General features: G+C 72.1%; 20 protein-coding genes and 1 riboswitch. Of the genes, 11 read left to right on the forward strand and 9 right to left on the reverse strand.

All coding sequences use genetic code 11. The features are described from left to right. Nucleotides 1–91 precede the first annotated feature (91 nt). On the reverse strand, nucleotides 92–649 hold the full coding sequence (locus tag ABIA33_RS35755) for a MarR family winged helix-turn-helix transcriptional regulator (protein WP_370087926.1): 558 nt from the start codon (nucleotides 647–649) through the stop codon (nucleotides 92–94). 143 nt (nucleotides 650–792) lie between these two features. On the opposite strand from ABIA33_RS35755, the gene ABIA33_RS35760 reads away from it, so the two are divergent. The 6 genes from ABIA33_RS35760 (at nucleotide 793) to ABIA33_RS35785 (ending at nucleotide 6982) form a co-directional block, all read left to right on the forward strand. Further along, entirely contained in the window at nucleotides 793–2160 is a 1368-nt protein-coding gene (locus tag ABIA33_RS35760) for an MFS transporter (RefSeq protein WP_370087928.1), read from the forward strand. A 125-nt stretch (nucleotides 2161–2285) separates the two neighbouring features. Beyond that, nucleotides 2286–3209, forward strand: a complete 924-nt coding sequence (locus tag ABIA33_RS35765; protein ID WP_370087930.1) for an undecaprenyl-diphosphate phosphatase — start codon at nucleotides 2286–2288, stop codon at nucleotides 3207–3209. A gap of 206 nt (nucleotides 3210–3415) precedes the next feature. Beyond that, nucleotides 3416–4030, forward strand: a complete 615-nt coding sequence (locus ABIA33_RS35770) for a thioredoxin family protein (RefSeq protein ID WP_370087932.1) — start codon at nucleotides 3416–3418, stop codon at nucleotides 4028–4030. A 350-nt stretch (nucleotides 4031–4380) separates the two neighbouring features. Further along, nucleotides 4381–5358 (forward strand): bile acid:sodium symporter family protein, encoded by a 978-nt coding sequence (locus tag ABIA33_RS35775; RefSeq protein ID WP_370087934.1) that lies wholly within the window; start codon nucleotides 4381–4383, stop codon nucleotides 5356–5358. A 29-nt stretch (nucleotides 5359–5387) separates the two neighbouring features. Continuing rightward, a complete protein-coding gene (locus tag ABIA33_RS35780; RefSeq protein WP_370087936.1) occupies nucleotides 5388–5792 on the forward strand; it encodes a VOC family protein in 405 nt (134 codons plus the stop codon). A 172-nt stretch (nucleotides 5793–5964) separates the two neighbouring features. Further along, a riboswitch (cyclic di-AMP (ydaO/yuaA leader) is annotated at nucleotides 5965–6094 on the forward strand. 12 nt (nucleotides 6095–6106) lie between these two features. After that, nucleotides 6107–6982: a M23 family metallopeptidase gene (locus ABIA33_RS35785; RefSeq protein WP_370087938.1), complete on the forward strand. Its 876-nt coding sequence runs from the start codon at nucleotides 6107–6109 to the stop codon at nucleotides 6980–6982. A gap of 197 nt (nucleotides 6983–7179) precedes the next feature. Here the strand turns inward: ABIA33_RS35785 and ABIA33_RS35790 are convergent, their stop codons facing one another. The 6 genes from ABIA33_RS35790 to ABIA33_RS35815 all read right to left on the reverse strand — a co-directional run bounded on the left by ABIA33_RS35790 (nucleotide 7180) and on the right by ABIA33_RS35815 (nucleotide 15244). Further along, complete coding sequence (locus ABIA33_RS35790) at nucleotides 7180–7482, reverse strand: hypothetical protein (RefSeq protein WP_370087940.1); 303 nt, start codon at nucleotides 7480–7482, stop codon at nucleotides 7180–7182. Between the two features lie 264 nt (nucleotides 7483–7746). Next, complete coding sequence (locus tag ABIA33_RS35795) at nucleotides 7747–9414, reverse strand: hypothetical protein (protein WP_370087942.1); 1668 nt, start codon at nucleotides 9412–9414, stop codon at nucleotides 7747–7749. A 131-nt stretch (nucleotides 9415–9545) separates the two neighbouring features. After that, entirely contained in the window at nucleotides 9546–11405 is a 1860-nt protein-coding gene (locus ABIA33_RS35800; protein WP_370087944.1) for a PrsW family glutamic-type intramembrane protease, read from the reverse strand. Between the two features lie 99 nt (nucleotides 11406–11504). Continuing rightward, nucleotides 11505–12350 (reverse strand): tRNA (guanosine(46)-N7)-methyltransferase TrmB, encoded by an 846-nt coding sequence (gene trmB / locus ABIA33_RS35805; protein ID WP_370087946.1) that lies wholly within the window; start codon nucleotides 12348–12350, stop codon nucleotides 11505–11507. Continuing rightward, the gene (gene lhgO / locus ABIA33_RS35810; protein WP_370087948.1) at nucleotides 12307–13506 is read right to left on the reverse strand and encodes an L-2-hydroxyglutarate oxidase; all 1200 of its coding nucleotides are present in this window, start codon (nucleotides 13504–13506) and stop codon (nucleotides 12307–12309) included. Before lhgO ends, trmB begins: the two co-directional genes overlap by 44 nt. Before the next feature lie 79 nt (nucleotides 13507–13585). Further along, nucleotides 13586–15244 carry a sporulation protein gene (locus tag ABIA33_RS35815; RefSeq protein ID WP_370087950.1) on the reverse strand — a complete coding sequence of 553 codons (1659 nt, stop codon included), beginning with the start codon at nucleotides 15242–15244 and terminating at the stop codon, nucleotides 13586–13588. A 569-nt stretch (nucleotides 15245–15813) separates the two neighbouring features. Here ABIA33_RS35815 and ABIA33_RS35820 point away from each other — a divergent pair. From ABIA33_RS35820 to ABIA33_RS35830, 3 genes are read left to right on the forward strand one after another with little or no spacing between them, the layout of a single operon-like run. Next, complete coding sequence (locus ABIA33_RS35820; protein WP_370087952.1) at nucleotides 15814–18195, forward strand: asparagine synthase-related protein; 2382 nt, start codon at nucleotides 15814–15816, stop codon at nucleotides 18193–18195. Nucleotides 18196–18230: 35 nt separating this feature from the next. Next, complete coding sequence (locus ABIA33_RS35825) at nucleotides 18231–18752, forward strand: universal stress protein (protein WP_370087954.1); 522 nt, start codon at nucleotides 18231–18233, stop codon at nucleotides 18750–18752. A gap of 46 nt (nucleotides 18753–18798) precedes the next feature. Then, nucleotides 18799–19482 carry a DsbA family protein gene (locus ABIA33_RS35830; protein ID WP_370087956.1) on the forward strand — a complete coding sequence of 228 codons (684 nt, stop codon included), beginning with the start codon at nucleotides 18799–18801 and terminating at the stop codon, nucleotides 19480–19482. Nucleotides 19483–19489: 7 nt separating this feature from the next. On the opposite strand, the gene ABIA33_RS35835 is transcribed toward ABIA33_RS35830, so the two are convergent. Both ABIA33_RS35835 and ABIA33_RS35840 read right to left on the reverse strand, forming a co-directional pair. Continuing rightward, on the reverse strand, nucleotides 19490–21415 hold the full coding sequence (locus ABIA33_RS35835; RefSeq protein ID WP_370087958.1) for a sigma-70 family RNA polymerase sigma factor: 1926 nt from the start codon (nucleotides 21413–21415) through the stop codon (nucleotides 19490–19492). Nucleotides 21416–21568: 153 nt separating this feature from the next. Next, nucleotides 21569–22294: a TetR/AcrR family transcriptional regulator gene (locus tag ABIA33_RS35840; RefSeq protein ID WP_370087968.1), complete on the reverse strand. Its 726-nt coding sequence runs from the start codon at nucleotides 22292–22294 to the stop codon at nucleotides 21569–21571. A gap of 432 nt (nucleotides 22295–22726) precedes the next feature. Between ABIA33_RS35840 and ABIA33_RS35845 the strand changes: the two genes are divergently transcribed. Further along, nucleotides 22727–24076, forward strand: a complete 1350-nt coding sequence (locus ABIA33_RS35845) for an NAD(P)/FAD-dependent oxidoreductase (RefSeq protein ID WP_370087960.1) — start codon at nucleotides 22727–22729, stop codon at nucleotides 24074–24076. 161 nt (nucleotides 24077–24237) lie between these two features. Further along, nucleotides 24238–26169 carry a SpoIIE family protein phosphatase gene (locus tag ABIA33_RS35850; RefSeq protein WP_370087962.1) on the forward strand — a complete coding sequence of 644 codons (1932 nt, stop codon included), beginning with the start codon at nucleotides 24238–24240 and terminating at the stop codon, nucleotides 26167–26169. Nucleotides 26170–26568 lie beyond the last annotated feature (399 nt).

Below are 26568 nucleotides of genomic sequence, written 5' to 3' on the forward strand. Positions count from 1 at the left end.
CCGTTCGCCGGGTCTCTCCGGCGGGCGGCCCTGTGTGCGTCGGCGGGCTGCCACCACGGGCAGGTCGCCAGGTCGCCAGGTCGCCAGGTCGTCAGGCGTCGAGGTCGTCGCAGCGGCCCAGCGCGTCCGGCTGGTGCTCCTCCACCCGGCGCAGCATTCGGCCCAGCTGCCCGGAGAGCACCGCGCGCTCCTCGGTGGAGACGTCGCGCAGCAGGTCCTCCTCGAACACCGCCGCCATCCGCATCGACTCCAGCCACTTCTCCCGGCCGAGCTGGGTCAGCTCGATGTTCACCCTGACCCGGTTGTTCTCGTCCCTGGTGCGGGTGACCAGCTCCGCCGCAGCCATGCGGTCCACGCGGTGGGTCATCGCGGCCGGGGTCAGGCCCAGTCGCTTGGCGAGCTCGCCGGGGCCGAGCCGGTACGGACTGCCGGCCACGATCAGCGCCTTGAGCACTTCCCAGTCCGCCGAACTGATCCCCAGCTCGTTCAGCTGCCGCCCGTAGGCGACGGTCATCCGCCGGGCGAGCCGGGACAGTGTCGACACGATCGTCTCGACCTGTGGGTCGACCATGGGGAACTCGCGCTGGTACGCGGCGACCTGCTCGTCGATCTGCAGCTCGCCGGGAGGCTCCTGAGGGGTGTCGCTCATGCGGCCGACCCGCTTCGCTCCGTCATGCCGTCCAGTGTCGCATGTCGGCACTAAAGGCTTCTTAGCTATAGCATTTCTCACCGAAGACTTTAATAGTGTAGTCTTTCACTAGAAACAACGACGGCTTCGAGGGGCGGTGCAGCATGACGCGCACGATGCGGCAGAACGACGGGCAGTACGGAACGGCCGCGGGCACGCTGCGCCGCGTCCAGGTCGGCAACGCGCTGAGCGCGTTCGGCAGCGGCTTCACCGTGCCGTACATGTTCGTGTACGTGAACCAGGTGCGCGGCCTCGGCTCGATGACCGCCTGGCTGGTCTTCACCGTCTTCGCGCTGGCCGCGCTGGTCGCGCTGCCCCTCGCCGGACGCGGCATCGACCGCTACGGGGCCAGGCCGGTCCTGGTGGCGGGCGCTGTCACGGCTGCCGCGGGCGCGCTGGCCTTCGGCCACGCCACCGGTAGCGGACACGTCCTGCTGTCCGCGTTCCTGTTCGGCGCCGGGGTCGCCACGGTGCAGCCCGCCCTCGCCACGATGATCGTCCGCTGCTCCACGTCGGAGACCAGGGCACACGCCTTCGGGCTGCAGTTCACGCTGGTCAACCTGGGCATGGGGATCGGGGCGATGATCGGCGGGCAGATCGTGGACGTCAACCGCCCGACCAGTCTGACGCTGCTCTTCAGCATCGAGGCAGTGATGTTCCTGGTGCTCGCCGCGGTCACCGGCACGATCCGGGTCCCGCGTCCGGCTCCGGTCGCGGTCTCCGCCGCAGCCGCCGACCTGCCTGCGGCTGCTTCTGCCGACGCTTCCGCCCCGCGCTCCGGCCTCCGCGCGTTGCTCGCCGACAAGGCGATGGTCCGGATCTGCCTGCTCGCCGGGCTGATCTTCTTCACCTGCTACGGCCAGTTCGAGTCCGGCGTCGCCGCGTACGCCACCGACGTCGTCGGCACCTCGCCGTCCGTCCTGGGCCTCGCTCTGGGCGTGAACACCCTGACCATCGTGGTGCTGCAGATGATCGTCGTCCGGATCACCGCGCGCCGTCGCCGCAGCACGGCCATCGCCGCGACCGGCGTCGTCTGGCTCGCGGCCTGGGCGGCAGCGGCCCTCGCCGGACTGGTCCGCGCCGACGCGGCCGTGGCGACCGTCTCCATGCTCTCCGTCTACATGCTGTTCGGTGTCGGCGAGGCGCTGCTCGCGCCCACCCTCGGGCCGATCGTCGCCGACCTCGCGCCGGCGCACCTGCTCGGCAGCTACAACGCGGCATTCGCGCTGGTGAAGCAGGTCGCCGTGGCGATGGGCCCGGCGGCCGGGGTGCTGCTGGTCGGAGCCGGCATGTCGGCGGCGTACGTCGCGGTGATGGCCGGCTGCACGGTGCTGATCGTGGTGCTGGCGCTGCGCCTGCGGAGGCAGCTGACGGGCGTCCAGGACAACGCCGTGCGCCGGGTGCGGGTGGTCGCGGCCTCCGAGCCGCGGATGGCGCCGGAGCTGGCGGCGGGGCTGCAGCCCGCTGCGTGACAGCAGAGGTGGATGAACGGTAGGCGGCAAAGCGGTGAACAAGCGCTGCGCGGGGGTGGAGGGTCTACAAGCCTGTAGTACTTTCTGACTGCCCACCGTTCGAACTCCCTTGCTGAAGGCCGCAGATGTCCGTCCTCACTTATCCAGAAGCGATCGGCGTCGGCCTGCTCCAGGGCGTCACGGAGCTCTTCCCCGTCTCGAGTCTCGGTCACAGCATCCTGCTGCCGGCCCTGCTCGGAGGCTCGTGGAAGCGGGACCTCAACGTCTCCGCCGCCGACTCGCCGTATCTCAACGTGCTCATCGGCCTGCACCTGGCCACCGCCCTGGCGCTGGTCGTCTACTTCTGGCGGGACTGGGTGCGGGTCATCTCCGGTCTCGTCAGTTCGCTGCGCGAGCGGCGGATCGAGACCGTGGACCAGAAGCTCGCCTGGCTGCTCATCGTGGCGACCATCCCCGTCGGCATAGCCGGGCTCGCGCTCGACAAGGTGTTCCGGGAGTCGCTGGGCAAGCCGATCCCGGCCGCGATCTTCCTGACCCTCAACGGTGTGGTGCTGTACGTCGCGGAGCGACTGCGCCGGGGCGGCAGCGGACGACGGCGCGCCGGGGATGCCGTCGTGGCGCCGGGCGACGAGCAACTGCACCCGGACGAGTTGTCCGACCGCCGGATCACCAAGCTCAGCTGGGGCCAGGCCCTGATCATCGGCGGCGCCCAGATCCTCGCCCTGCTGCCCGGCATCAGCCGCTCCGGAGTGACCATCAGCACGGGCATCTTCAAGGGTCTGCGGCACGAGGACTCCGCGCGCTTCGCCTTCCTGCTCGCGACGCCCGTGATCGGGGCGGCGGCCCTGCTCAAGGTTCCCTCGCTGCTCGGGCACGCCGGGGACGGCATCAGGGGCCAGGTGCTGGCCGGAGCCGTGGCGGCCTTCGTGGCCGGGTACATCGCGGTGCGGTTCCTGACGAAGTACTTCGAGACGCGGACGCTGACGCCTTTCGCGATCTACTGCTTTGTGGCCGGGCTCGGCAGCCTCGCCTATCTGACGCTCGCCTGACGGGTCCGCCTCGCCGGATGGCTGCCATTGGCTGCCATGGCTGCCAACTCGGCGTAGCTTCGTTCGACCACATCCCCCGTACGGGTGATCGGGGCGTGGCCTCCGCGCTGTCGTCCCGTCAGTGGCCCGTTCCTCTGTTCAAATGATCTTCAAGGGTGCGTGACGCACCTCGGGTTCATGCGAAGAGGGTGTGTCATGAAGGTCAGGTGGTGGAGCTGACCGGGCGGGTGGCACTGGTCTGCGTCGTGGCGGCGGCCCTGTTCGGCCTCAGCGGCTGCATCACCGTGTCCGGGAACGGGGCGCGAGGCCAGTACGCCCCGAGCGGCGCGTCCCGACCGGCCGGCGCGAGCGACTCGCTGGGGCTGGCCAGGCCGTTCCTGCCGCTGCCGAGCGTCGTCCCCGCGGCCGTCCCCGACCGCTACGACCCGGCCGCCGACTCCAAGGTGGCCCTCTCCGCCGCCCTCGCCACCGCCCGGACGGACGGCCGCCCCGTACTGGTGGAGTTCGGCTCCGACTGGTGCGAGGACTGCCGGGCGCTCTCCGCCCTGGTGGACACCCCCGGCGTCAACCTGATCCTCTCCCGCAACTACCACCTGGTGACGGTGGACGTGGGGCACTTCGACCGCAACACGCAGCTCGCCGCGACGTATGTGACGCTGGGCCGCAGCGGAATCCCGGCGCTGGTGCTGCTGGCGCCCGACGGATCGATCCGTCGCCCCGCCGAGGACGGGCAGTTCGCCAACGCCAGGGCGCTCACCTCGGACCAGCTGGCGAACACGCTGGTGGACTGGCTCTACCCGATGCAGAGCGGCTCGGGCTGAGTGGCCTATTCCCGGATGGTCGGTAATCCGCTCGTTTGAATGACTTCGGGCGTTCTGGGAGGACTGTGAACGCGGCTCTCTGATCTCATGTCACTGAACGACAGGCGTACGCCCACTCCGGGCCGCAGGCAGAGCCATTGCCATCTCAGGACGGAGGGCACAGCGCCATGGCACACACTCGTCGACTGGTACCCGCATCCGCGTCTCCAGGTCCAGGTCCAGGCTCGGCCCCGGGCCCAGGCCCAGGCGCAGCACTGCACACGCTCGTATCCGGGACAACGCCCGGGCACGGTGCTCGGGGGCTGCTCGCCCGCGTGGGGGCGGGGCTTCAGCGGCAGCTTCTGTGGATCATGGTGGGGGCCTATGTCCTCGCCGCAGCCCTGCCCGAGCCGGGTGAGGCGATCCGGGGAGTCTCGCTGGGCCGGGTCGGGGCCGCCTCCTTCCCGCTCCAGGCGGGACTGCTGGCCGTCATCATCTTCAATGCCGGACTGACCGCGAAGGCCGAGCAACTGCCTCGGCTGCTACGCCGACCCGGGCCGCTGCTCGTCGGCATCCTCTCCAACGCGCTGCTCCCCACGGTCCTGCTCGCAGCCGGCTCGGTCGCGGCCCAGGGATGGCACAACCAGAAGGAGGCACAGAGCCTGCTGGTCGGGCTGGCCCTGATCGGGGCGATGCCGGTGGCCGCGGGAGCAACGGTGTTCGCGCAGGGCAGCGAGGGCAACGCGACACTGAGCCTGGGCCTGGTCGTCGGCTCCACCCTGCTCAGCCCGCTGACCATCCCGCTCGGCCTGCACCTGGGCGGTTTCCTCACCGACGGCGCTTATGCCGCCGACCTGCACGCCATCGCGCGCACGGCCAGCAGTCTCTTCGCCGTTCTGGTCGTCGTCGTGCCCTGTGCGCTCGGCCTGCTCGCCGGGCAATTGTTCGCACGCCTCGGCGTGCCGATACACCGGGCGCTCCCTGCGATTCGGCTGGCGAACCTGTCCGTCGTGATCACCCTCAGCTACACCAATGCCTGCGGGGCGCTGCGGCAGGTGGTCGAGCGGCCAGACCCGGACTTCCTCGTCCTGGTCGTCGTCGCGGCGACGCTGATGTGCGGAAGCTCGTTCCTTGCCGGCTGGGTGATGGCGGGCCGACTCCGGATCCCCCGAGCGGACGCGATCGCACTCACCTACGCCTCCGGGATGAACAACAGCAGCGCGAGCGCGGTCGTCGCCGCGACACGAATGCCGGACCATCCACTGGTGCTGCTGCCGATCCTCGCCTACAGCCTGCTGCAGAAGATCCTGGCCGGCTCGGTGGGGCGCCTTGTGCGCGCATCTCCCTGAACCGGCTGGTGCGGCGCTAGCTTGGCGATATGAGCCAGGGCAGTGACAAGGGCAGCAGCGCGGGCGGCAGTACCGAGGGCGGCAAGGGCCTCGGGCGGCTGGACGAGATCGTCGTGGACTGCTCGGATCCCGGGCGGCTGGTTCGCTTCTGGGCGGTGCTGATGGGTGGTTTCCCAGTCGACCGTTCGGTCGACTGGTCCTACCTGGACCCGCCGGGCGGACAGCCTCGGCTGGCCTTCCAGGCCGTCACGGAGGGAAAGGAGAGCAAGAAGAACCGACTGCACCTGGACATCGAGGTCGACGACATCCCCACGGTCCGGGCCGAGCTGATCGATCGCGGAGCGGAGGCGGTCGGTGAGGTCCAGCACGACGCGGAGGGTGCGTTCCAGGTCATGCTCGACCCCGAGGGCAACGAGTTCTGCCTGGTGCGCTGAGTGGAGCGGCCTGATGGAGGGTCAGGAGGGGTCAAGTCCGGGCGAAATCGGACAAATCAAGTAACGGTCCGGGTCCTGCTCAACTGCACCGCCTGGATCGCTTGGATTCAACCGTCACTGGGATTACCTTTCTATAACGCAACGCGAAGTTCTGCCGTTCGACGGACGGCGTCGCGCGCAGTCGCCTAATCCAGTTGGAACCGGGGAACCACGTACCTGGGGTGAATCAGCCGAAGTCGGCTGTAGGAGACCTTCCTCTCCGAACCCGTCAGCTAACCCGGTCGGCGAGAGGGAAGGAAAGGAGCACGCCGAACGTGGCGTCGTACCAGCCCGCCTGGGCACCCGTGCAGCCGCAGAGGTCCGAGCAGATACCCGACGCGACACCGCAGCGCCTCACAGGCATTGCGCCGTCCACCGTCCTGGGTATCGCGGCGATGGCCGCTGTCGGTGCCACCGGCGCGATCGGCCTGGCCGCACCGGCTTCCGCCGCCGCGAACGATCCCGGGAGCAGCGCGAAGGGCACGCTGATCGCCCAGGAGCACGCCCAGACTTCTCCGTTCGCCCGGACGCTGACCGTGAACTCCACGGCCGCGCACGCGACCGACCCCGGCACGGCGCTGGCCGAGCGGATCAGGATCCAGGCCGCGCAGCAGCGAGCGACCGCGGACGACGCGGCCCGGCGCCAGGCTGCGCAGGTTGCGGCGGCGAAGCAGGCACTGGCCCTGCAGGCGGTGGCGGAGGCAGCGGCCGCCGCACAGGCCGCGCAGGACGCCAGGGATGCGGGACTGCGGCTCGGCGACCTGGTTGCCCCGGTCGCAGGCGCCGTCACCGGTTCGGGGTTCGGGCAGTCCGACTCCTACTGGGCACACCTGCACACCGGACAGGACTTCGCCGCCCCCAGCGGTGCGCCGGTCGTCGCCATCGGCAACGGTACTGTCACGTCCGCCGGTTGGGCCGGAGCCTTCGGATACCGCGTGGTGGAGACGCTGCCCGACGGCACCGAGGTCTGGTACTGCCACCTGTCGGCGATAGGCGTCGGCTCCGGCGAGGTGACCGCGGGCCAGCCCATCGGCAGAGTCGGCGCGACGGGCAATGTCACCGCCCCCCACCTGCACCTGGAGGTGCGGCCGGGAGGCGCGGAGCCCGTCGATCCGGCGGCGTGGCTGGCTGAGCACGGCCTCTCGCTCTGACTCCGTAGCAGGAACCGAAGCGCGCCAGCATATGCGCGCCCCTGAACCCCGACGGTCCCGGTGACACCCCCCGACACCGGGACCGTCGGCCTGCCTGAGTCGGCCTGCCTGAGTCAGCCTGCCTGAGTCGGCCTGCCTGAGTCAGCCTGCCTGGGCCGGATTGCCTGAGTCAGCCTGCCTGGGGTTGAGTGGGCTTGTCAGACGCGGCGGTCCACGGCCGCCCACGACGCAAGGGCCACGCCTGCGGCGACGGTACCGACGGAGGGCCAGGCGCCGAGCTTCTTCGCGAGCGGGTGCGAGCCCGCGAAGGCCGCGACGTAGAGCCCGGTCAGCGCGACCGCGGTGCCCGGGCCTGCGGCCCGCTTCCACTGGGTCGCGGCCACGGCCCCCGCCGCCAGCAGCGCCACCCCGCCCAGCTCGCGCTTCTTGGTCGCCCGGGCGATCCCGAATCCGCCGACGAGTCCGCTCGCCGCGACCAGGGAAGAGGGAATCCGTGCCATCTCCGTACGACCTCCTGCAGTAGTCCGACCACGACCCTAACCCGAGGGGCTCGCCAGCGGGTCCCGGTTGACCCCCGGGGCGTGGGGTCAGTTGGTTCTGGTGTTGTGGAGGTGCAGCCCGATGTAGCCGATGCTCCATCCCCCGGGGGCGAGCCCCGGACCCCCGGGACGTGGGGTCAGTTGGTCCTGGTGTTGTGGAGGTGCAGCCCGATGTAGCCGATGCTCCATCCCCCGGGGGCGACCCCCGGACCCCCGGGCATGGGGTCAGTTGGTCCTGGTGTTGTGGAGGTGCAGCCCGATGTAGCCGATGTAGATCCGCCCCGTCCCCGAGCAGTCGTCGTGGTAGTGCAGCCGCGGGGCGGTGCCGCCACCGCCTATGCGGAGGTGGGCGCCCATGAAGACCTTGCCCGTCGGGCTCACGTCCACCGGCACCGGCAGCTCCCGCTCGCCCTTCCACTTGCCGTTGGTGCGCACCGTGCGGGACTCGTCGCGGATCACTTTGCGCGGCGGGAAGACATGGCATTCGGCTGGCGTGTTCTCGCACCAGCGGCGGAAGTCGCCGCCGGACGCGCCGTGGACCGCCGCCGCGGCGTAGTCCTCCAGTGCGAGCAGCGCGTCCCAGGCCATCCGGACCCAGGTGGGGTGGTCGGTCTGGTCGTCCAGCTCCCTGGCGAGGCGGGGGTCACCGGTGAAGGCAAGCCGGGGGAACTCGTCCATCCGGTCAACCAGCTCCGCGAAGGAGACGGGGTCGTCCCGCGTCCCCCCCGGGACCGTCGTCGTCTCCAGCTCGTCCGCCCGGCCCGCCTCGGCGAGCCGTCCGCGCAGCGAGCGGACCTGGGTGCGGGCCTCCCGCAGCTCGCTGTACTGCTCGTCGTACTCGGCCGCGAGCTGCGACTCCCGCTCCTCCGCGTCGCGCAGCCAGCGCCGTACCTCCTGAAGTTCCTCGGCGCGCGCCCGCTCCTCGTGTGCCTCCTCCTCGTGGTGGTCCACCAGCAGGGAGCCGGGCTGCACTTCGTCGATCTCGGCTGCGCTCTGCGCGTTGTCCCGCAGGCCACGCGCACGCAGCGGGGGTAGTCCGGTGAGGGCGTCCGGCAGCGGCGACTGGACGGCGAGGCGGCGCGGCAGCCAGGCGAGCAGGCCCGCGGCACGCCGCAGGTCGGTGTCCAGGGTGTGCCGGCCCATCACCCGGTGCCGCTGGGCCTCCGGGGCCCAGGCCGGGTCCAGGCCAGGCAGGTAGGTGCGTACGGCACCGCCGTAGACCCGGTGGTGCTCCAGCGCGCGGTTGAAGTCCCGCTCGGCGCCGGGGGAGAGGGCGTACAGCACGGCCAACCCGGCGCAGCCGCGCAGCAGCGGGTCGACAGTCTCCGCGAGCCAGTCCTCGAAGTCGGCTCGCGGCGGGGTGCTTGCCACGACGATGGGCATCCGTCGCTCCGGATCGCACAGCTCGTCGAGGACCTCGTCCACGTCGCCCCGTTCGATCACGGTGGGCATCCCGTGCAGCCGTGCCGCGCCGGTGTGCGTCCCCTCGGTGGCGGAGATGACGTCCAGCAGGCCCCGGGCGAGTGCCGGTACGGGTGCCTTGGTCGCGGAGGTGCCCCGAACCGGGAGTTGCTCGGCGTCCAGCCGTACCCAGGTGGGACCGCCCTGCGGAGTGCTGATGATCAGAGACGTCTGCCAGATGCCCTGAGGAGTGAACTCGCGTAGTCGCCAGCGCGCGACCGATTCCTTCGCGCCCCCCGCGCCTCGGACCCGGTCCTTGAGCGCACAGTCCATGACCGCCTGCGGACCGACCCGGTGACGTCCGTCCTCGGCGCCGGGATCCTCGTAGTGCTGCGCCTTGAGCCAGTGTCTGACCTGCTGCCCCGCGAGCGAGACCGTGTCTCTGTGTGCATGGCCACTGGCCACGGCCATGCGATAGATGCCGTCTGTCATCCGCGGGCCTCCTGACGCTGTATCGGCGTCTCCGCACGCTGCGTGCGGGGGTTACGAGGGACAACGCGGCAAGGACCTCCGATGGTTCCGGTGCGATCCGCCGACGGCGCGAGTGACAGGTGTGCGCGCCGTCAGTGCGCGCCGTCGGAGCGGGGTCCCACCTGCGGCTCCACCGGGGACTCCAGCTGGGGTTCCACCCCTTCGGTTTCGACCGGCACATCATCGGACGGCTGCGCGATCCGTTGCTGCGCGATCGGCTGCGGTGCGAGCGGTCGCTCGGACGGCGGGTCCGCGGGCGCGACGGCGGGTCGCTCCTGGGACGGGAAGTGCGCCGGGGTCTCCGGCGGAGTCTGGGGTTGGGGTTGCGTCAGTGTCTGCGGCACGGGCTGTGGCTGGGTCTGCGGATATCCGTAAGGCTGGGGCGCCTGGGGCTGCGGCAGTACGAACTGCGGCGGGTACGCCTGCTGGACCGGCCCGGGAGCGGGATAGCCGTACCCGCCCGGCACCGGCCCCGGTGCCGGGTACCCGCCGTACCCCGGAACGGGCTGGGCCGGGAGGAACGGCGCGGGGGCGGTCGCGTACCCCGGCGCGGGGTAGCCGCCCGGGGCGCCGTACGCCCGTGGCACGCCGTACACGCCCTGCATCGCGGGGCCCTGCATCGGGGGCATCCCCGGATGACCGTAGGCCGGACGCGTCTGCGGGTGCGTCCGGTACCACTCCTGCGCGCCCACCCGGGCGAAGACCTCGGCCACCCGGTCCCGCCGCTCCCAGAGATGGTGCAGCAGCTCCTGCTCCCGCTCGACGAAGTCCACCCCGGCCAGCCCCCGCTCCGCGCGCTGCCGCAGGAACGCCAGTGAGGTCGCGAAGTTCAGGTACTCCCGCATGGCCTTGTCGCCGGCCGACCCCTGGGTGAACTTGGCCAGGTCCCGCGCCTGCCTGCGGGTCCGCATCGCCGACAGGACCAGCGGCACGGGCGGTGCGATCCAGCCCGCCGCCGCGTACACCGGCAGCTGCCGCTCGACCACCTTGAGCTCGCTCCGGCGGGACCACACCACCAGCCACACCATCAGGCCAAACACCGGCACCATGAACAGGAAGTACACGCCGATGAAGCCCAGCGGCCCCAGCACGGACGAGCCGTTCCAGGTCCCGTGCATGAACATCGCGCAGATCCAGCCGCCGATCGGCGCCAGGATCGCGATCCAGCGCTTGCGGGTCATCGCCGCTATGCCGAAGCCCACCCCGGTCATGGAGGTGAACAGCGGATGCGCGAACGGCGACATCACCTCGCGCAGGATGAAGGTGACCACGGTCTGGGCGAAGCCCATCCCGTCCTTGTTCCCGTCGAGCACGGAGCGGCCGATGTACAGGATGTTCTCGGTGAAAGCGAAGCCCGTCGCGGTGAAGCCCGCGTACACCACGCCGTCGACGATGCCGCTGAAGTCGCGCCGCCGGAACAGGAACAGCAGCAGGATCGCGGAGCCCTTCGCGGACTCCTCCACCAGCGGGGCGACCAGGCTGGCGCCCAGCGTCTCGCCGCTGCCGATCTGATGACTGATCAGGAGTGAGGTCGCCCAGGTGTTGGCGAGGATCGCCACCAGCGTCGCCGCGCAGGCACCCCAGGCGAAGCAGAACAGCAGGTTGCGCAGCGGCTTGGGCTCCACCCGGTCCAGCCAGTAGAAGGCCCCCAGTACCAGCGGCACCGGCAGCACCGCCAGGCAGACCCCGACCAGCAGGCCGGACGTTCCGGTCTGCCGTTGCACCAGGGCCAGGATCGCCACCCCGCACAGCACCAGCAGCACGACCAGAGCGGTCAGCCGCAGCACCTTGCTGTCGAACGGGTTGCGGCGGGGCTTGTAGCGGAAGTTGCCGGTCAGCTGGAACTGCGGCTGGTCCTCGGCCTGCGGCACAGGAGGCGTCCCCTGCACAGACTGCGCCTGCGGCATGGCTATGTCGGCGGACGCGGACGGGTCCGGCTGCGGGCTGCTCACCGTACGACTGTAGCGGGGGCCCGGATCTGCCGGTAAGGCGTTCCGCCCGTTCGTTCGAGGGCTGCCCACCGGTCACCCACTGGTCCCGCACGGGCTTGGTCAGCGACGACGGAACAGCAGGTCGTGCACGACATGACCCTTGGCGATGCCCTGCCGTTCGAACTTCGTCACCGGCCGCCAGTCGGGACGCGGCGCGTACCCCGGTTCCCGGTCCTGGTGCAGGTTCTCGAGTTCCGGCGAGGCGCTCAGTACCTCGAGCATCTGCTCCGCGTAGGGCTCCCAGTCGGTCGCGCAGTGCACCAGTGCGCCCGGGCGCAGCCGGGAGGTGGCCAGGGCGAGGAAGCCGGGCTGGATCAGCCGCCGCTTGTGGTGCCTGGCCTTGGGCCACGGGTCGGGGAAGTAGATGCGCAGCCCGGCCAGCGAGTCGGGCGGGAGTTGGTCGCGGAGCAGGACCACCGCGTCGCCTTCGGCGAGGCGGACGTTCTCCAGGCCGTCGGATTCGATGCGGCGCAGCAGGTTGCCGTGACCCGGGGTGTGCACGTCCACGGCGAGGATGCCGGTGGACGGGTCGGCCGCGGCCATCGTCGCGGTCGCGTCGCCCATCCCGAAGCCGATCTCCAGGACGACCGGCAGACCGGGAGCGGTGGCGTCGAAGAAGGCGTCGAGGTCGAGCAGGTCCCGGCCGTCGACGCGTATGCCGTAGGCCTTCCACATTCGCTCGAGCGCCGCGCGCTGGGCGTCGCTCATGCGGCCCTTGCGGGGGTGGAAGCTGCGGATGCGCTGCTCCCGGTGGAGCTCGGCGGACACCGGCCCGCCAGGGCGCGCGGAATCGACTGGGGGAGTGGGGTGGCTGGTCACAATGGGGCCCAGTCTAACGACCCGGGGAAATCGCCCTCGAACATCAGCCGCGCGCGAGCGCGGCCAGGGTGCGGTGGGCGACCTCACGGCCGATGGGGAGTGAGGCTGTCGCGGCAGGAGAGGGGGCGTTGAGCACGTGGACGGTGCGTGCCCCCTCGGCGAAGGCGAAGTCGTCCAGCAGCGCCCCGTCCCGACCGACGGCCTGGGCCCGCACGCCCGCCGGGGCGGGCAGCAGGTCGGCCGCCGACACGGTGGGCAGCAGCCGCCGGACGTCACGGGCGAACGCGTGCCTGGACAGCGAGCGGCGCACCTCCACGGCCTCCGCCCGCCAGTGCCGGGCCGCCAGCCGCCAGGTGCCGCTCCAGCCGAGCGTCTCCGCGAGCTCGCGCGGGCGGACCGTCCGCCAGTCGTACCCCTCCCGTGCGAGCGCCGGCACGGCGTTGGGGCCGACGTGGACGCCGCCACGAAGGTCGCGGGTGAGGTGCACGCCGAGGAAGGGGAACGCCGGGTCGGGCACCGGGTAGACCAGTCCCCGGACGAGCTCGCGGGCTCTCGGCGCCAGCTCGAAGTACTCGCCGCGGAAGGGGACGATTCGCACGCCCGGCTCGTCCCCGGCCAGCCGCGCGATCCGGTCGCTGTACAGCCCGGCGCAGTTGACCAGGACCTTCGCCCGAACCTCCGCCAGCGAGGTGGTGACCGTCACCCCGTCTGCCCGGCGCGCGATCCCCACCACCGCGCCGCCGGTTCGCACCTCCGCGCCGGAGAGCTTCGCGAACGCCCGCGCCACCGCGGGGAAGTCGCAGATCCCGGTCTCACCGACGTGCAGGGCGGCGATACCGGCGATCTGCGGTTCGAACTCGCTGATCCCCGACGCACCCAACTCCCTTACCGAGAGCCCGTGCTCGCGCCCGCGCTGGGCCAGCGCGTGCAGCCGGGGCAGTTCGCCGCTGTCGGTCGCGACCACCAGCTTGCCGGTGACCTGGTACGGCAGCCCGTGATCGCGGCAGAACCCCACCATCTCCCGAGCGCCCTCGACCGCGAAGCGGGCCTTGAGCGAGCCCGGCCGGTAGTACAGCCCGCTGTGGATGACCCCGCTGTTGCGCCCGGTCTGGTGAGCGGCCAGCGCGGGCTCCTTCTCGAGCACGATCACGGAGGCGCCCGGCGCCGTGCCGCTGATGGCATACGCCGTCGACAGCCCGACGATCCCGCCGCCGACCACCACCACGTCGCAGTCGTACCGCAAACCCGCTCCTCCCGCCGCCGCACCGACCAGGGGATCGTCCCACGTGGGCAGGACCGGGCGCGCGTCGCGGGCCCGAGCGTCACGCCGGGGCAGCGAGGACCAGCCGCGCCCGCTCGGCCAGTTCCACGGCGGCCCGCTCGCCCTGGAAGTGCTCCAGCCGCCGCAGCATCTCCTGGACGTACTCCCGGGTGCGTTGCGAGGAGATCCGCCCGGCGACCTCCACCGCCCGGGTCCCGGCCGCGACCGCCGCGTCCAGATCGCCGTCGTCCAACTCCGCCAGCGCGGACACCACCAGGCGCAGACCGTGCGAGCGCACGTACTCCTCGGTCGGCCTGGCCAGCGCGTGTTCGGTGAACTGCCGTACCTTGAGCGGCACTCCGAGGTCCCGGTAGCACTCGGCGGCATCGGCGGCGAGACGGTCGTAGGAGTAGAAGTCGATCCAGTCCGGGTCGCCGTCACCCGAACGGGAGCGCTCCAACCAGCTCTCCGCCGCCGCGAGCGCGGACGCACAGGCGTGCGAGCTCCCCGCGCGGGCGTGCGCCCGCGCCTCCACCAGGTGGAAGAAGCTCATGGTCCGGGCCGTCGCCAAGCCCCGGTTGCGCTCGATCGCGGCCTGGGCGAGGTCCACGCCCTCCTCCGCGGCGCCACGATAGGTGGCCTGCAGGCTCATCGACGCCAGTACGTACCCGCCGAACGGTACGTCCGCTGCCGCGCGCGCCAGCCGCAGCGCCTGGATGTAGTAGCGCTGCGCCGCCTCGTGCTGCCCGGTGTCGAAGGCCATCCACCCGGCCAGCCGCGTGAGTTCGGCGGTCGCGCCGAACAGCGCCCGCCCCACCTCGTCGCTGTACGAGCCGAGCAGCAACGGTGCCGCGTCCTGCCGTAGGCACTCCGGAACCATGGACGACCGCCAGTCACCGCCGCCGTAGCGCGAGTCCCAGCGCCGCGCCTCCTCGGCCGCCTGCCGCAGCTTCGCCGCGTCCGCGTGCCCCACCCGGTAGGCGCGCACGCCGCCCACCGCAGCCCTAATCTGTGACTCCTCCGAACCATGTCCGTCCGAGCCACGTCCGTCCGAGCCACGTCCGTCCGCACCCCGCCCGGGAGGACCCCCTCTGCGCCGGACCTCCGCCTCGCCGCCGGCGACCATCCGCATCCTGGCGGCATCCCGGGGCAGTTCGAGCGCAGACGCCTCCCGCGCCACCGAGCCGTCCACGGGCGTGATCAGCCAGCGTGAGACCGGCGTCGCGTACGCCGTCACCGAGAAGGTCCCGGCCAGGTTCTCCCACCAGCCGCCGCGCCGCGCGCCGAGGCCGCCCACGCCACCGACGCCTCCCGAGCCCCCCGGCCCGGCCCCGCCGCCCGCGCCCCCCATTCCGCCCGGCGCGGCACCGGAATCAAGCCGCCACAGCTCCGTGACGTGCCGCACCGCCTCCGACACATCCCGAGGGAAGGCCAGGCCGATCTCCGGCGCGGGGTCGTTGCCACCCAGGCCGATCTCCTCCAGAGGCACGCTGCGCCCCAGCTTGCCGCCGATCGCGGTCGCGATCAGCTGCGGCACCGCGCCCTGCGGCACCATGCCCTTGCCGACCCAGCGCGCCACCGAGGTCTTGTCGTATCGGTACGTCAGACCACGTTGCGCACCGAGGTCGTTGACCCGCCGAGCGAGCCCCGCGTTACTGATGCCGGCGAGCGACAGCAGCGTGCCGAGCCTCTCGTTGGGTCCTCTTCCACTGGTGGTCATGCCCTGTGCCACCTCCCCGCCGGTCCCCGCGTACACCCAGAGTAGTTCCCCGCCTTCCCAGGGTTAAGAGGCTTCGTTCCGTATGGCGGGATACCGTTCCTCACCGCTCGCGGCCGTGCACCCGCGGTGTGTGGCAGTGCGCCCCGCCGTGCCCCCTCCCCCGGCGTCTTCGGCAGCGCTTCGATGACCAGTGTGGGTCGGCCTGCGGTCGAGGATTCGGCAGGTCGGGGGACGCCGCCGCCATCCCCGCGCGGCGGCCGGCCGGTCCGGGGGGTGTGCGGACACCCCCCGGGCTGTATGGGGTGCACCGACACGTCGGGTGCGGAGCTCCCCGAGGAGGACCGCCGAGCCCGGGCCGGGGAGGGAGCGGCCCGGGCCTGCCGCTGCCTCCGGGGCCACCCCATGCGTCCTGCATGCCCGAAACTGACCCATATCGTCCTGCATCTTCCTCCGCCTTCCGGAAATCGATCGCGTCCTCGCTGCGGATGACTCACCTCGCAGATGGCACCATGTTCCTGACGGTGCAACAGCAGACCGCTGAGCCTGTCTCGGAGCCCATGGAGGCGTCGATGCGGTGGTTGGTGGGGTGGAACGGCGCGTCCGCTGTGAGCGACTCCGGCCTGCGCGGGCTGCGCCCCGTCGGCGGCCGGTTGATCTGGCCTGGACCCGACCCCCTGTGGGCGGTCGGCGACTGGCGCGCGGAGGAGATCCGCAGCATCAGCGTCTTCCGGCGCCACCGGGCCCCCGACCACGGATCGGCCGACGAGGTCCGCACCGGCTTCCCGGACCTGCCCGAGGACCCGGACGACCCACTCGCGGCCGACGGCGCCGTAGCCCGGCTGGCCGTCGTCGGCCGCTGCGGCGCAGGGGACTCGGCCCTGCGCACGGCGCTGCTCGCGGCCAGCGGCGGCGCGCTGCGCCACCTCACCGTCTGGCCGGGCAGTTACACCGTCGTGCTCCAGCAGGGCGCCCGCACCACCCTGCTCGGCGACCTGGTCGGCGTCCGCTCCGTGTTCCACACGCCCTGGTGCGGAGGCACCGCGTTCGCCACCGCCGCCCTTCCGCTCGCCGACCTGGTCGGCGCACCCATCGACCCGCTGTACCTGGCGGCCCGGCTCGCCGTGCCCGACGCGCCCGAGGCGCTCGACGGCAGCAGCGCCTTCGCGGGCGTGCAGCGGGTCCCGCCGGGGCACGCACTCAGCCTGCGCGCCGGTCGGCCGCAGGAGCAGGCGTACGAGCCCAGCGCCAAGTCGGTCGGCGGCAGTTCCGAGATCACCGAGGCCGCCGCGACCGGCGAGGTCACCCGCAGCCTGCTCGAAGCCGTCCGCTGCCGGGTCCGCATCGACCTGGACAGTGCCGACCCCTACCCTCGCCGGATCAGCGCCGACCTCTCCGGCGGCAGCGCCTCCACCGTGCTCACCCTCCTAGCGGCGGGCATCCCGATCCCTTCCAGCGGCGCACCCGGGCCGGTCGGCCCCCCGCCTGTCCCGCTCGCACCGACCGGTGGACCGCGACCGGAGCCAGGCCCGGAACAACCGCGAGCCGCCTCCGCCCCGCGGACCCTCGACGAGCGCTGGGGCGACCCACGCAGCTCCCGCACCCTGCACCACGGGCCGCCCAGCGCTGTGCAGCCGGCGACCCCGGCCCGCACCGGCGCCGTACGCGGCTCCTGGGCGCGGCCCTCCGCACGACCGTCCGCCGCCGAGTCCGCTCTCCTCGCCGTCACCTACACCGACAGCACCTCCGCCACCGAGCAGGCCCCGGACCCCGCCCACACCGCCGAGCTGGTCCGCGCCAGGGCCCTGGCCAGCGCCCATCCGCGGCTCGACCACCTCCTGGTCGCCGGCGGCCCGGAGGCGCTGCCCTACGCCGACCTGCTCGACCCCGACCTCGCGGGGCCGCTCACCGACGAACCGGGAGTGGCCCTGGTCGCGGGGCTCCGGCACCGTCGTCGCCTCGCCGACGCCGGCACGGACCATCTCAGCGGCCACGGCGGACGCCAGGCCCTGGACGGGAATCCGGCCCGCCTCGCCGACCTGCTGCTGGAACACCGCCGCCTGCCCCTGCTGCGCCCGGTCGCCGCGCTCGCCCGCGCGGACAGCGCGGAACGCCCGCTCCAGGGCGCTTTCGGCACGCCGGTCACGGTGCTTCGCGCCGCCCGCCGCCTCGCCCGAACCTCCTACGCGGACGGACTGGAGGACGCGGCGACCCGTCTGATGGCCCGTCGACGGAGCACGCCCGACACCGCGGGCGCCGCCTCGGTCCAGTCACTCGCCTGGTGCGCCCCCGGGCCGGCCGCCCGCTGGCTCACCGACGACGCACTCTCGGCCGTCGCGGTGCGCCTCCGCCTCGCGATCCGTCGCACGGCTCCGGACGAGCGCCCCGGCGAGCGCCGCGCGCGTCTCGCCCTGCACCGCCATGCCGCCGAGTTCCGCGTCCTCACCCACATCGTCGAGGAGGCGCACGGACAGCGGCTGCACGCCCCCTTCCTGGACAACCAGGTGGTCCGCGCCTGCCGCCTCGTCCCGGCCTCGGCCCGCATCCAGCCGGGCTCCAGGCACGCCATCCTGCGCACGGTCCTGGCGGGAGCGGGCATCACCACCCTCCCCGCCGACTGGGGGAACGCCACACCGCCGGACCCCTACGCCGCCGCCGAGAGCGTCCGCGCCGGTCTGCGCCACTCCATCGGGGCCCTCGACCGGCTCTTCACCGCTCCGCTGCTCGCCGACCTCGGCCTGCTCGACGCGGGCGCGTTCCGGGCAGCGCTGCACGCCGCGGCGCAGAACGCACCCGTGCCCCTCGACGGCCTGGCGGACGTCGTGTCGACCGAGCTCTGGCTGCGCCGCCTGCGGGCCCGGCAGGGCTCCTGCTGGACCGGCATGCCGCTGTCCGAGCGCCGGGCGATCGGCGGCCGGGTGATCGACGGGCGCGACCCCATCGGCGTGCCGTAGCAGTACCACCGATTCCAGGCCCAACCATGGTGGTCATGCCACCGCTCGCGTCCCCTCCGGCCGTCTCCCGCAAGCCGCCCGCCGGGCCGCCCGGCATCGTCGTCGGCGTCGACGGTTCGGACGCCTCGATGTGGGCACTGGACCGGGCCTTCACCGAGGCCACCGCCCTCGTCCTGCCGCTCCATGTGGTCGCCGTCGTCAACCCGGCACCGGGCGGCTACTCCCCGGGCATGGCCGACCTGGTCGAGGAGAGCGTGGAACGGCTACTGCAGGGGATGTCGGAGGTCACCGTGCGCGCCCTCGACACCGTTCAGGCGCGCCATCCCGCTGCTGCCGCGCCCAGCCTGCACGTCGTCCTGGGCAGTCCCGTCGAGATCCTCCTGGCCACGTCCAACCTGCACCACACCGTGGTCGTCGGCGCGCGCGGCAACGGCGGCTTCGCCCGTTTGCTGCTGGGTTCGGTGGCCACCGCGCTGGTGCACCACGGGGGCTGCCCGGTCCTGGTCGTGCCCGCCCGGAATACCGGAACCCGGCCGTCTGTTCACTTACCTGACTGAACAGGAAAAGTTGAACCGGCGGAGCCGGACCGAACCGGGGAGTCCCGTGAAGATCGACGTCTACAGCGACATCGCCTGCCCCTGGTGCTTCGTCGGAAAGCACCGCTTCGAGCGCGCCCTCGCCGCGTTCCCCCAGCAGGTCGAGGTGGTCTACCACCCGTACCAGCTGGTGCCCGACGCGCCCGCTGAGGCGAGCCCGCACCGGGCCTGGCTGGCCGACCGCTACGGACCCCAGTCCCGTGCCATGGACGACCGCGTGACCGCGCTCGGAGCCGCCGAGGGCATCACCTTCGACTTCGACGCCGCCCTGCATGTCAACACCTTCCACGGCCACCGCCTGCTGTGGCTCGCGGCCGCCGAGTACGGGCTGCCCACGCAGCACGCGCTCAAGGAGAAGCTGCTCGCCGCGCACTTCAGCGAGGGCGTCGACGTGGGTGACTTCAGCGCACTCACCGACGTCGCGGTGGCGGCCGGCCTGGACCGTGACCGGGTGACCGCGTTCCTTGCGTCCGCCGAAGGCACCGCCGAGGTCGAGGCGGAGCTGAAGCAGGCCCGCGCGTTGGGCATCACCTCGGTCCCCACCTTCGTCATCGACGACACCTGGGCCGTCCAGGGCGCCCAGGAGAGCTCCACCTTCCTCCGGGCACTGGAGCAGGCCGCGGCCACCGGCGCAGCCGCCGTCGACGCCGACCCGGCGGGTACCTGCACCGACGAGAGCTGCGCCGTCTGACGCGCCTTCAGCGGCAGCTGAACCGTGCGTCGGCCCAGTCCGCCACGTTCCCGATGAGCTGTCCGTCAGCCCGCTGCACGACCAGCTGAATCGCCGTCATGCCCTGCAGTCCGACGCTCACCGGCACGGCCGGGTCCCCGCCGCCGATCACCGCGGACTGCCAGAGCGTGTTCCCCGTCGTCGCGTCGAGCACCGAGAACCGGACCGCACCCAGGCCCAGCGTTATGTCGTCGATCCCGGCCATCGCGTCGAACTCGGTGCACGGCCGGTTCAGGTCGACGGTCACCGACAAGGGCGCGTGGACGGTGACTCCACGCCGGTAGGCGCGACCACCTACCCGCACCCCGTTGCTCCGCTGCCATACCCAGGTGCCCGGATTCACCTCCAGGCTGGGGCCGCTGGTCGTGCCGGAGCCGCTGAACGGCAGGGCGTCCACGGAGTAGTCGGCCGGCACCGGGCTCGGCGCGGGCGTCGGCGTCGGGGTCGGGGTCGGCTGTGGGGCCGGTCTCGGTCTCGGACTCGGCTGCAGCACCGGTTTCGGTGTCGGCTTCGCGACCGGGCGGAGCGCCTGCTGGACCCTCGCCGGCAGCACCGGCCCGGTTGACGGCGCAGCCGCGACGGGCGTCGGCGGAGCAGGCGGCCGGGGTACCGGAGCGACCGGCTTCGGCGAGACCCGCACCGCCTGCGGTCTTGGAGGCGGCACCTTGTGCTGGTTCCCCGACAGGGCGAAGACCACCCCGGCGACCGCGGCAACGGTGACCACCGCCGCGATTCCCGCCTTCGCCGGAACCCCCAGCCCCTCCGAGGCCGCGGCGGTCGCCGTTCCCGACCCTCCACCGGTGCCGGCGGCCGCCCCGGCCCCGGCCCCTGCGCCTGTCGCCGCGGCGCCCGCGCCCAGCCCCGCCACGAGCGCCGTGAAATACCCGGAGCCGACCCACACCAGCGCGCCCACCGGGAGGAGCTCCCGCAGGGAGTGGTTCACGTCGACCAGCTCCAGATAGGCGGCCGAGCAGCGGTCGCACTCCTTCATGTGCCCGCGTACGTCACCGGAGGCCCGCTTCCCGAGCGAGCCCCGGGCGAAGGCGCCCAGCCTGCTTGCGTACGCCTCGCACGCCGACTCCTGGGTGTCGGAGATGTGCGCCTGCAGGAACTCGGTGGCGAGCCGGTCCCTGGCCCGGTGTGCCTGCACGGCCGTGGCGTTCGCGCTCTTCCCGAGCAGGACGGCCACCTCGCGCGGTGGCTCCCGCTCGACCTCGGTGTGCCACAGCACCATCCGGTCGTCGGGGTCGAGACGGCTGAACGCCCGCACCACCAGGGCCTGGTCGATCTCGGCCATCGCCCAGGCGTCCGCGCCCGGATCCGTGACGCTGACGTCGGCGACGGCCGCTGAGGTCGCTGCGAACAGGGTGAAGTCGTCGACCAGTTGTTCGCGCCGGTCGCTCCTGCTCCAGGTCGCGGCGATGTTGCGCACCGCCGTCAGCAGATAGGCACGCACCGCGACACCGGGGCCCTTGCCCGCGCGCAGCGCCTGCAGCGTACGGGCGAAGACCTCGCCCGCGAGGTCCTCCGCGGTGAAGGAGTCCCGGCAGCACGTGCGGGCGTAGCGGCGTACTGCAGCGGCATGCCGCCGGTACAGCTCCTCGAACGCGGAGTCGTCCCCGGCCCGCACCGCCGCCGTGAGCTGCGCGTCGGAGGGCGGCAGCTCCTCCTCGTCGACAGGACCGCCGGGGGGCGGAACGGTGGCGGCGGGAGCAGCGGGGGTGTCCCCGGCACGATGCCGGGGACCCTGCGGCGGCACCTTGGCGCCGCCCGCACCCACGTCGTGCATGCGCGGGCCGTTCACCCGCGCGTCGTCGGCAAGCGCGTCGTCGGCTCCCGAGCCGTCCGCCCCCATACCGTCAGCGGGCCGTTCGTCCTGGCCGTCACCGCGCATGGCAGCCCCCGTGTCGATCCACGGACAAAGGCTCCCACGACGACGCCTGCGGCGAGGTCGCTTTGCCTGCCAACCACTCTTCCGGGGAAGAGGGAACGCGAAACCCGAACGCCTGGCGCACAGGCGGTCTACGCGGCGACCAGGGACGGGCGGTCACCCGTCCGCGTGAAGCCCGTCGAGCAGGATCCGCAACAGCCTCGCCGAGGAACCCTGAACCGCGCCCGCAGCGTCCGACCCGCCCGCCGCTCCGCCCTCGGCGGCACTCGGCTCGGTGTACGAGGGCACCGACGCCGTGAGTACCAGCACCACGTCGGAGACGGTCACGCCGGCGCGCAGCTCGCCCGCCGCCCTCGCCCGCTCCACCAGCCGCGCCAGCAACTCCAGCAGCCGCGCCGGATCCGCATCGCCCTCACCCTCGCCGCCGGGCGCGCCCGCGGCCGTAGCCGTGCCCGCGCCCGTGCCCGCGACCTCGAGTGAGGGCACGTCATCGGTGCCGCGCCGGGTCGGAACCCGGTCCATCCGCTCCGCATACCGGAACGCCTCCGGCGGCAGCAGTCGTCCCGCACCTGTGGCGACCGCCCGGGAGAGGTATCCGGCGAGCGCGTCCCAGGGCTGCGGATCCCCGTTCAGAGCGTCCAGCGCCTGCCCGGTGAGCCAGGCGACCTCCTCCGCCGCGATCCGCCGGACCAGGACCTCCTTGCTGGGGAAACGGCGGTACACCGTGCCGACACCGACCCCGGCCCGGCGCGCGACCTCCTCCATCGGCGCCCCGTACCCGAGCTCGCCGAAGACCTCCCGCGCCGCCCGCAGCACGCTCTCGAGATTCCGTCGCGCATCCACCCGCAGCCGGCCGCCCCCTGGGCCGTTGCCGCTGTTCATGGAGCCCGTACCGCTGGTGACGGCACCGGAGCGGCCGTTCCGCTGCTCCGGAATGGGCCGCTCCGTCAGATGCGAAAGCACATGCTCCTGCTGAACCATGACGATTCCTCCCCCCGTGGGCACCCCGACCTCCGCGATGCCCCCCTACGTGCACACGATGTAGCGAACCGAGTACCGATTCACAGACTCCTCGACCATAGTTGAGAGCGGATCAGACAGAACAGGGGCCTTCCCAATGATTGGGTACCCTCGCATCCGCCGCGCGCACAGCATGGTCGAGCCGCAGCGTAGGGCATCTGCGCTGATGAGAGGAGTCGGCCCCGGACATTCCGGGTCCTTCTACTCGCCCCACTCGCCGAATCCGCTGCATCGGATCGTGTGTGGACTATGTACAAGAAGCCGTCGAAGGTGCGAAATGGACCGGTGACACCGGTGACCACCCCACCAGCACCGCCAGCACCGCCCGTCCGCATCCTCCTCGTCGGCGGCGGCCACGTCGGTCTCTACACCGCCCTGCGGCTGCAGCAGCGCCTGCGACCGGGGGAGGCCGAGCTCACGCTGGTCGACCCCAAGTCCTACATGACCTACCAGCCCCTACTGGCCGAGGCGGCGGCGGGGGCGGTCGACCCGCGGCATGTCATCGTCCCGCTGCGGCGCGTGCTGACCCACGCCACGGTGGTCCACGGCCGGCTGCGCGCGCTGGACCCGACCGCGCGCTCGGCCACGGTCACCGTCCCCGCCCCCGTGCACGGACACCCCGAACGCGACCTGCAACTTCCTTACGACCTGCTGGTCCTGGCCCCGGGAGCGATCGCCCGCACGCTGCCCGTGCCCGGCCTGGCCGAGCATGGCATCGGCTTCCACAGCGTGGAGGAGGCTGTCTCGCTGCGCAACCACGTGCTCGCGCAGCTCGACCTCGCCTCCTCCACCCGCGACCCGGCACTCCGCGAGGCCGCGCTGACCTTCGTCTTCGTCGGCGGCGGGTACGCGGGCACCGGCGCGCTCGCCGAACTCGAGGACATGGCCCGCTACGCCACCCGGCACTATCCGGGTGTCCAGGCCGAGGACCTGCACTGGGTCCTGGTCGAGGCCGGGAAGCGGATCCTCGCCGAGACCGAACCCGAGGTCGGCCTGCGCACCACTGCCGAACTGCGCGGACGCAACATCGAAGTACGGCTCGGCACCCGCCTGGAGTCCGTCGTCGACGGCGTCGTGTCGCTCTCCGACGGCAGCCGCTTCGCTGCCCGCACTCTCGTCTGGACGGCGGGCGTCCGCGCGAACCCGGTCCTGCGGGAGACCCGTCTGCCCTGCGATGCCCAGGGACGCCTGCGCTGCGACGCCACGCTTCGGGTCATCGGCGCGGACGGAGTCTGGGCGGCGGGTGACGGCGCGGCCGTACCCGACCTCACCCGCCCAGGAGAGTGCTGCGCGCCCAACGCCCAGCACGCCGTACGCCAGGCCCGCGTCCTCGCCGACAACCTGATCGCGGAGCTGCGCGGGGAGCCCGTCACGCAGTACCGCCACGAGCTCAAGGGCTCGCTCACCTCCCTCGGGCTGCACAAGGGCGTCGCCCAGCTCCGCGGGCGCGCCCTGCACGGACGCACCGCCTGGTTGCTGCACCGTGCGGTCCATCTGCGGCGCGTGCCGACACTGGACCGCAAGGCACGGGTCCTCGCCGACTGGGTACTGGCCGGGCTGCTCAAACGCGAGATCGTGTCGATGGGCGCCTTGGAACAGCCCCGCGCCGGATTCGAGACCGTCATGGGCCAAGAGCACGAGTGAGGGAATGCCGGAGGTGCCCGTGATGGGGATCTCCTCAGAGTGGCAGTGCATGATGTCGCCCGCCGGAGACATCAGCCACACTGGTCCGGGCGTACCGGCTCGCCCTGCTCATGAGGAGCGCTGCCGCGCCGCCTGCCGACCGACATGCCAGGAAAGGTCCTGTGAATCTCACGCGCTGGAGCGCCCGGCTCCCCGGAGGACAGCGACGCGCCACCACTCCGTCACGGTTGACGGAGTCCGGCGACGGCGTCGGCAGCGGCATTCACCCCGCTGAGGCGCGGGCCGCCGACATCGGGGTCCCCACAGCCAGGGAGCTCCTCGACGCCCCCGCGTCCAGGGACGGCGCAGCCAGGGTCAGCGCAGCCAGGGACGGCGCGTCGAGGGCCAGCGCGTCGAGGGACACGCCGGCGCACAGGGAGGCGCGCGACGCCCGGCAACTCGCAGACCCCCATGACCAGCCGACAGTCCAGGATGTCCTCAGCCACCTCCCCGCCCTGGTCGCCGTCAGCTACGGCCCCGGACACCGCCTCGGCTACCTCAACCGCGCCTACACCGACGTGTTCGGATACCGCCCCACCGGCGTCCCGGCACACCAGGTGATGCCCGAGCTGGAGGAGTTGGGCCTGCTTCCGCTGATGGACCAGGCGTTCCGCACCGGACGACCCCGCACGGTCAAGGCTCGGAAGGTCACCAACCCCTCGTTCACCAGTTCCGAGCGCCCCCGCTACTACACCTTCGTCTGCGCCCCGGTACGTGAGGACGAGGACCTGGGCCAGCAGATCACCGCCCTCGCCGCGACCCACCAACACCAGTCGGGACGCGTCACCACCAGCCCGCGCAGCCCCTTCAGCGGGCTGCGCCGCAGCACCAACGCCGCCGACGTGTGCGGCGTCCTCGTCTTCGGCGCCGAGGTCACCGACCAGGTCCAGGTCACCGAACGCCTCCGCGAGAGCGAACGCCGCCACCGCGAGGCCGCGGTCACGCTCCAGCGCAGCCTGCTCCCGCAGAAGCTCGAACAGCCCGACGACCTCCGCGTCGCCGCCACCTACCAACCCGGTGGAGCGGACGCGGCCGTCGGCGGTGACTGGTACGACGTCATCACCCTCGGCGGGGGCCGAACCGCTCTTGTCATCGGCGACGTCATGGGCCGCGGAATGCGCGCCGCCGCCGTCATGGGCCAGCTCCGCACGGCGGTCCGCGCCTACGCCCGACTCGACCTGCCGCCGCACGAGGTCCTGCAACTCCTCGACGGCCTCGCCTCCGAGATCGACGCGACACTCATCGCGACCTGCGTCTACGCCGTCTACGACCCCAGCGAACAGCGCATCACCTACTCCTCGGCCGGTCACCTCCCACTGATGATCCGTGAGGCGGACGGCTCCGTCGTCCGTCCGGAGGAACCCGGCGGTCCGCCGCTCGGCACCGGCGGCTGGCTGCACACCTCTGCCACGGTGGCCATGGGCACCGGTGCGACCGGCGTCCTCTACACCGACGGCCTCGTCGAACGCCGGGGCCAGGACATCGACGAGGGCCTCGACGCCCTGGCCGCGACCTTCGCCGGCGCGACCGGCAGCCCCGATGTCATCTGCGCCCGACTGCTCCGCGCCATGGGAGTCACCCCCGACCACGACGACGACGTCGCAGCCCTGGTCTTCCAGCTCCCCGAGCGGGACTCCGAGACCGCCGAGTTGTTCCGCAGCGCATCGCTCGACCTGCTCGGCGGAGCGGAGGCGGTATCCAGCGCCCGTGCCTTCACCACAGGAGTGCTCTCCAGCTGGCGACTGGGAGAGGAACTTCTCGACCTGGGCGTCCTCGCCGTGAGCGAATTGGTCTCCAATTCCTTCACCCACGGCCACCCACCGATGCGCCTTCGACTGCGCCGCACCGACCGCCGGCTCACCGTCGAGGTCACCGACGCCGACGACCACCTCCCCCGCCGCCGCCGCGCCGAACCCGCGGACGAGTCGGGCCGCGGGATCGCCATCATCGCGACCATCGCCAGCAGCTGGGGCACCCGTCGCACCCCCGACGGCGGCAAGGCCGTCTGGTGCGATTTCGTGCTCCCCACGACACGCCAGACGGTCCGTCAGTAACCGGTTTGACATCGTCTCACCAGCCGCCTAATGTACGTCGAGCTGCCGGAACAGGAGCCCCGAACGCGCTGAGCGCGGCCGGTCCTGAGGTAGCCATCCCCTCTGAAAGCACTGAACATGCGACCTCTGGTTCGTCATGTCCTTTTCTAGGGAATGCGGCGAAATTCGCTCGACTGAGCGAAATCCGCTAGAGTTTCACCCGTCGGAACGGGCCGGAAACGGAACGCGAAGACGGAACGCAGAACGGCGAAACGGACCACTCAAAAGGTCTGCTAAGCTAGAAAACGAAGGAAGCGCCCGGAGGGACCGGTGAGACGGTCTTGAAGGAAGCGTCCGTTCCTTGAGAACTCAACAGCGTGCCAAAAGTCAACGCCAGATATGTTGATACCCCGTCCATCC

The organism is Streptacidiphilus sp. MAP12-16 (genome assembly GCF_041262165.1).
GTDB lineage: Bacteria > Actinomycetota > Actinomycetes > Streptomycetales > Streptomycetaceae > Streptacidiphilus.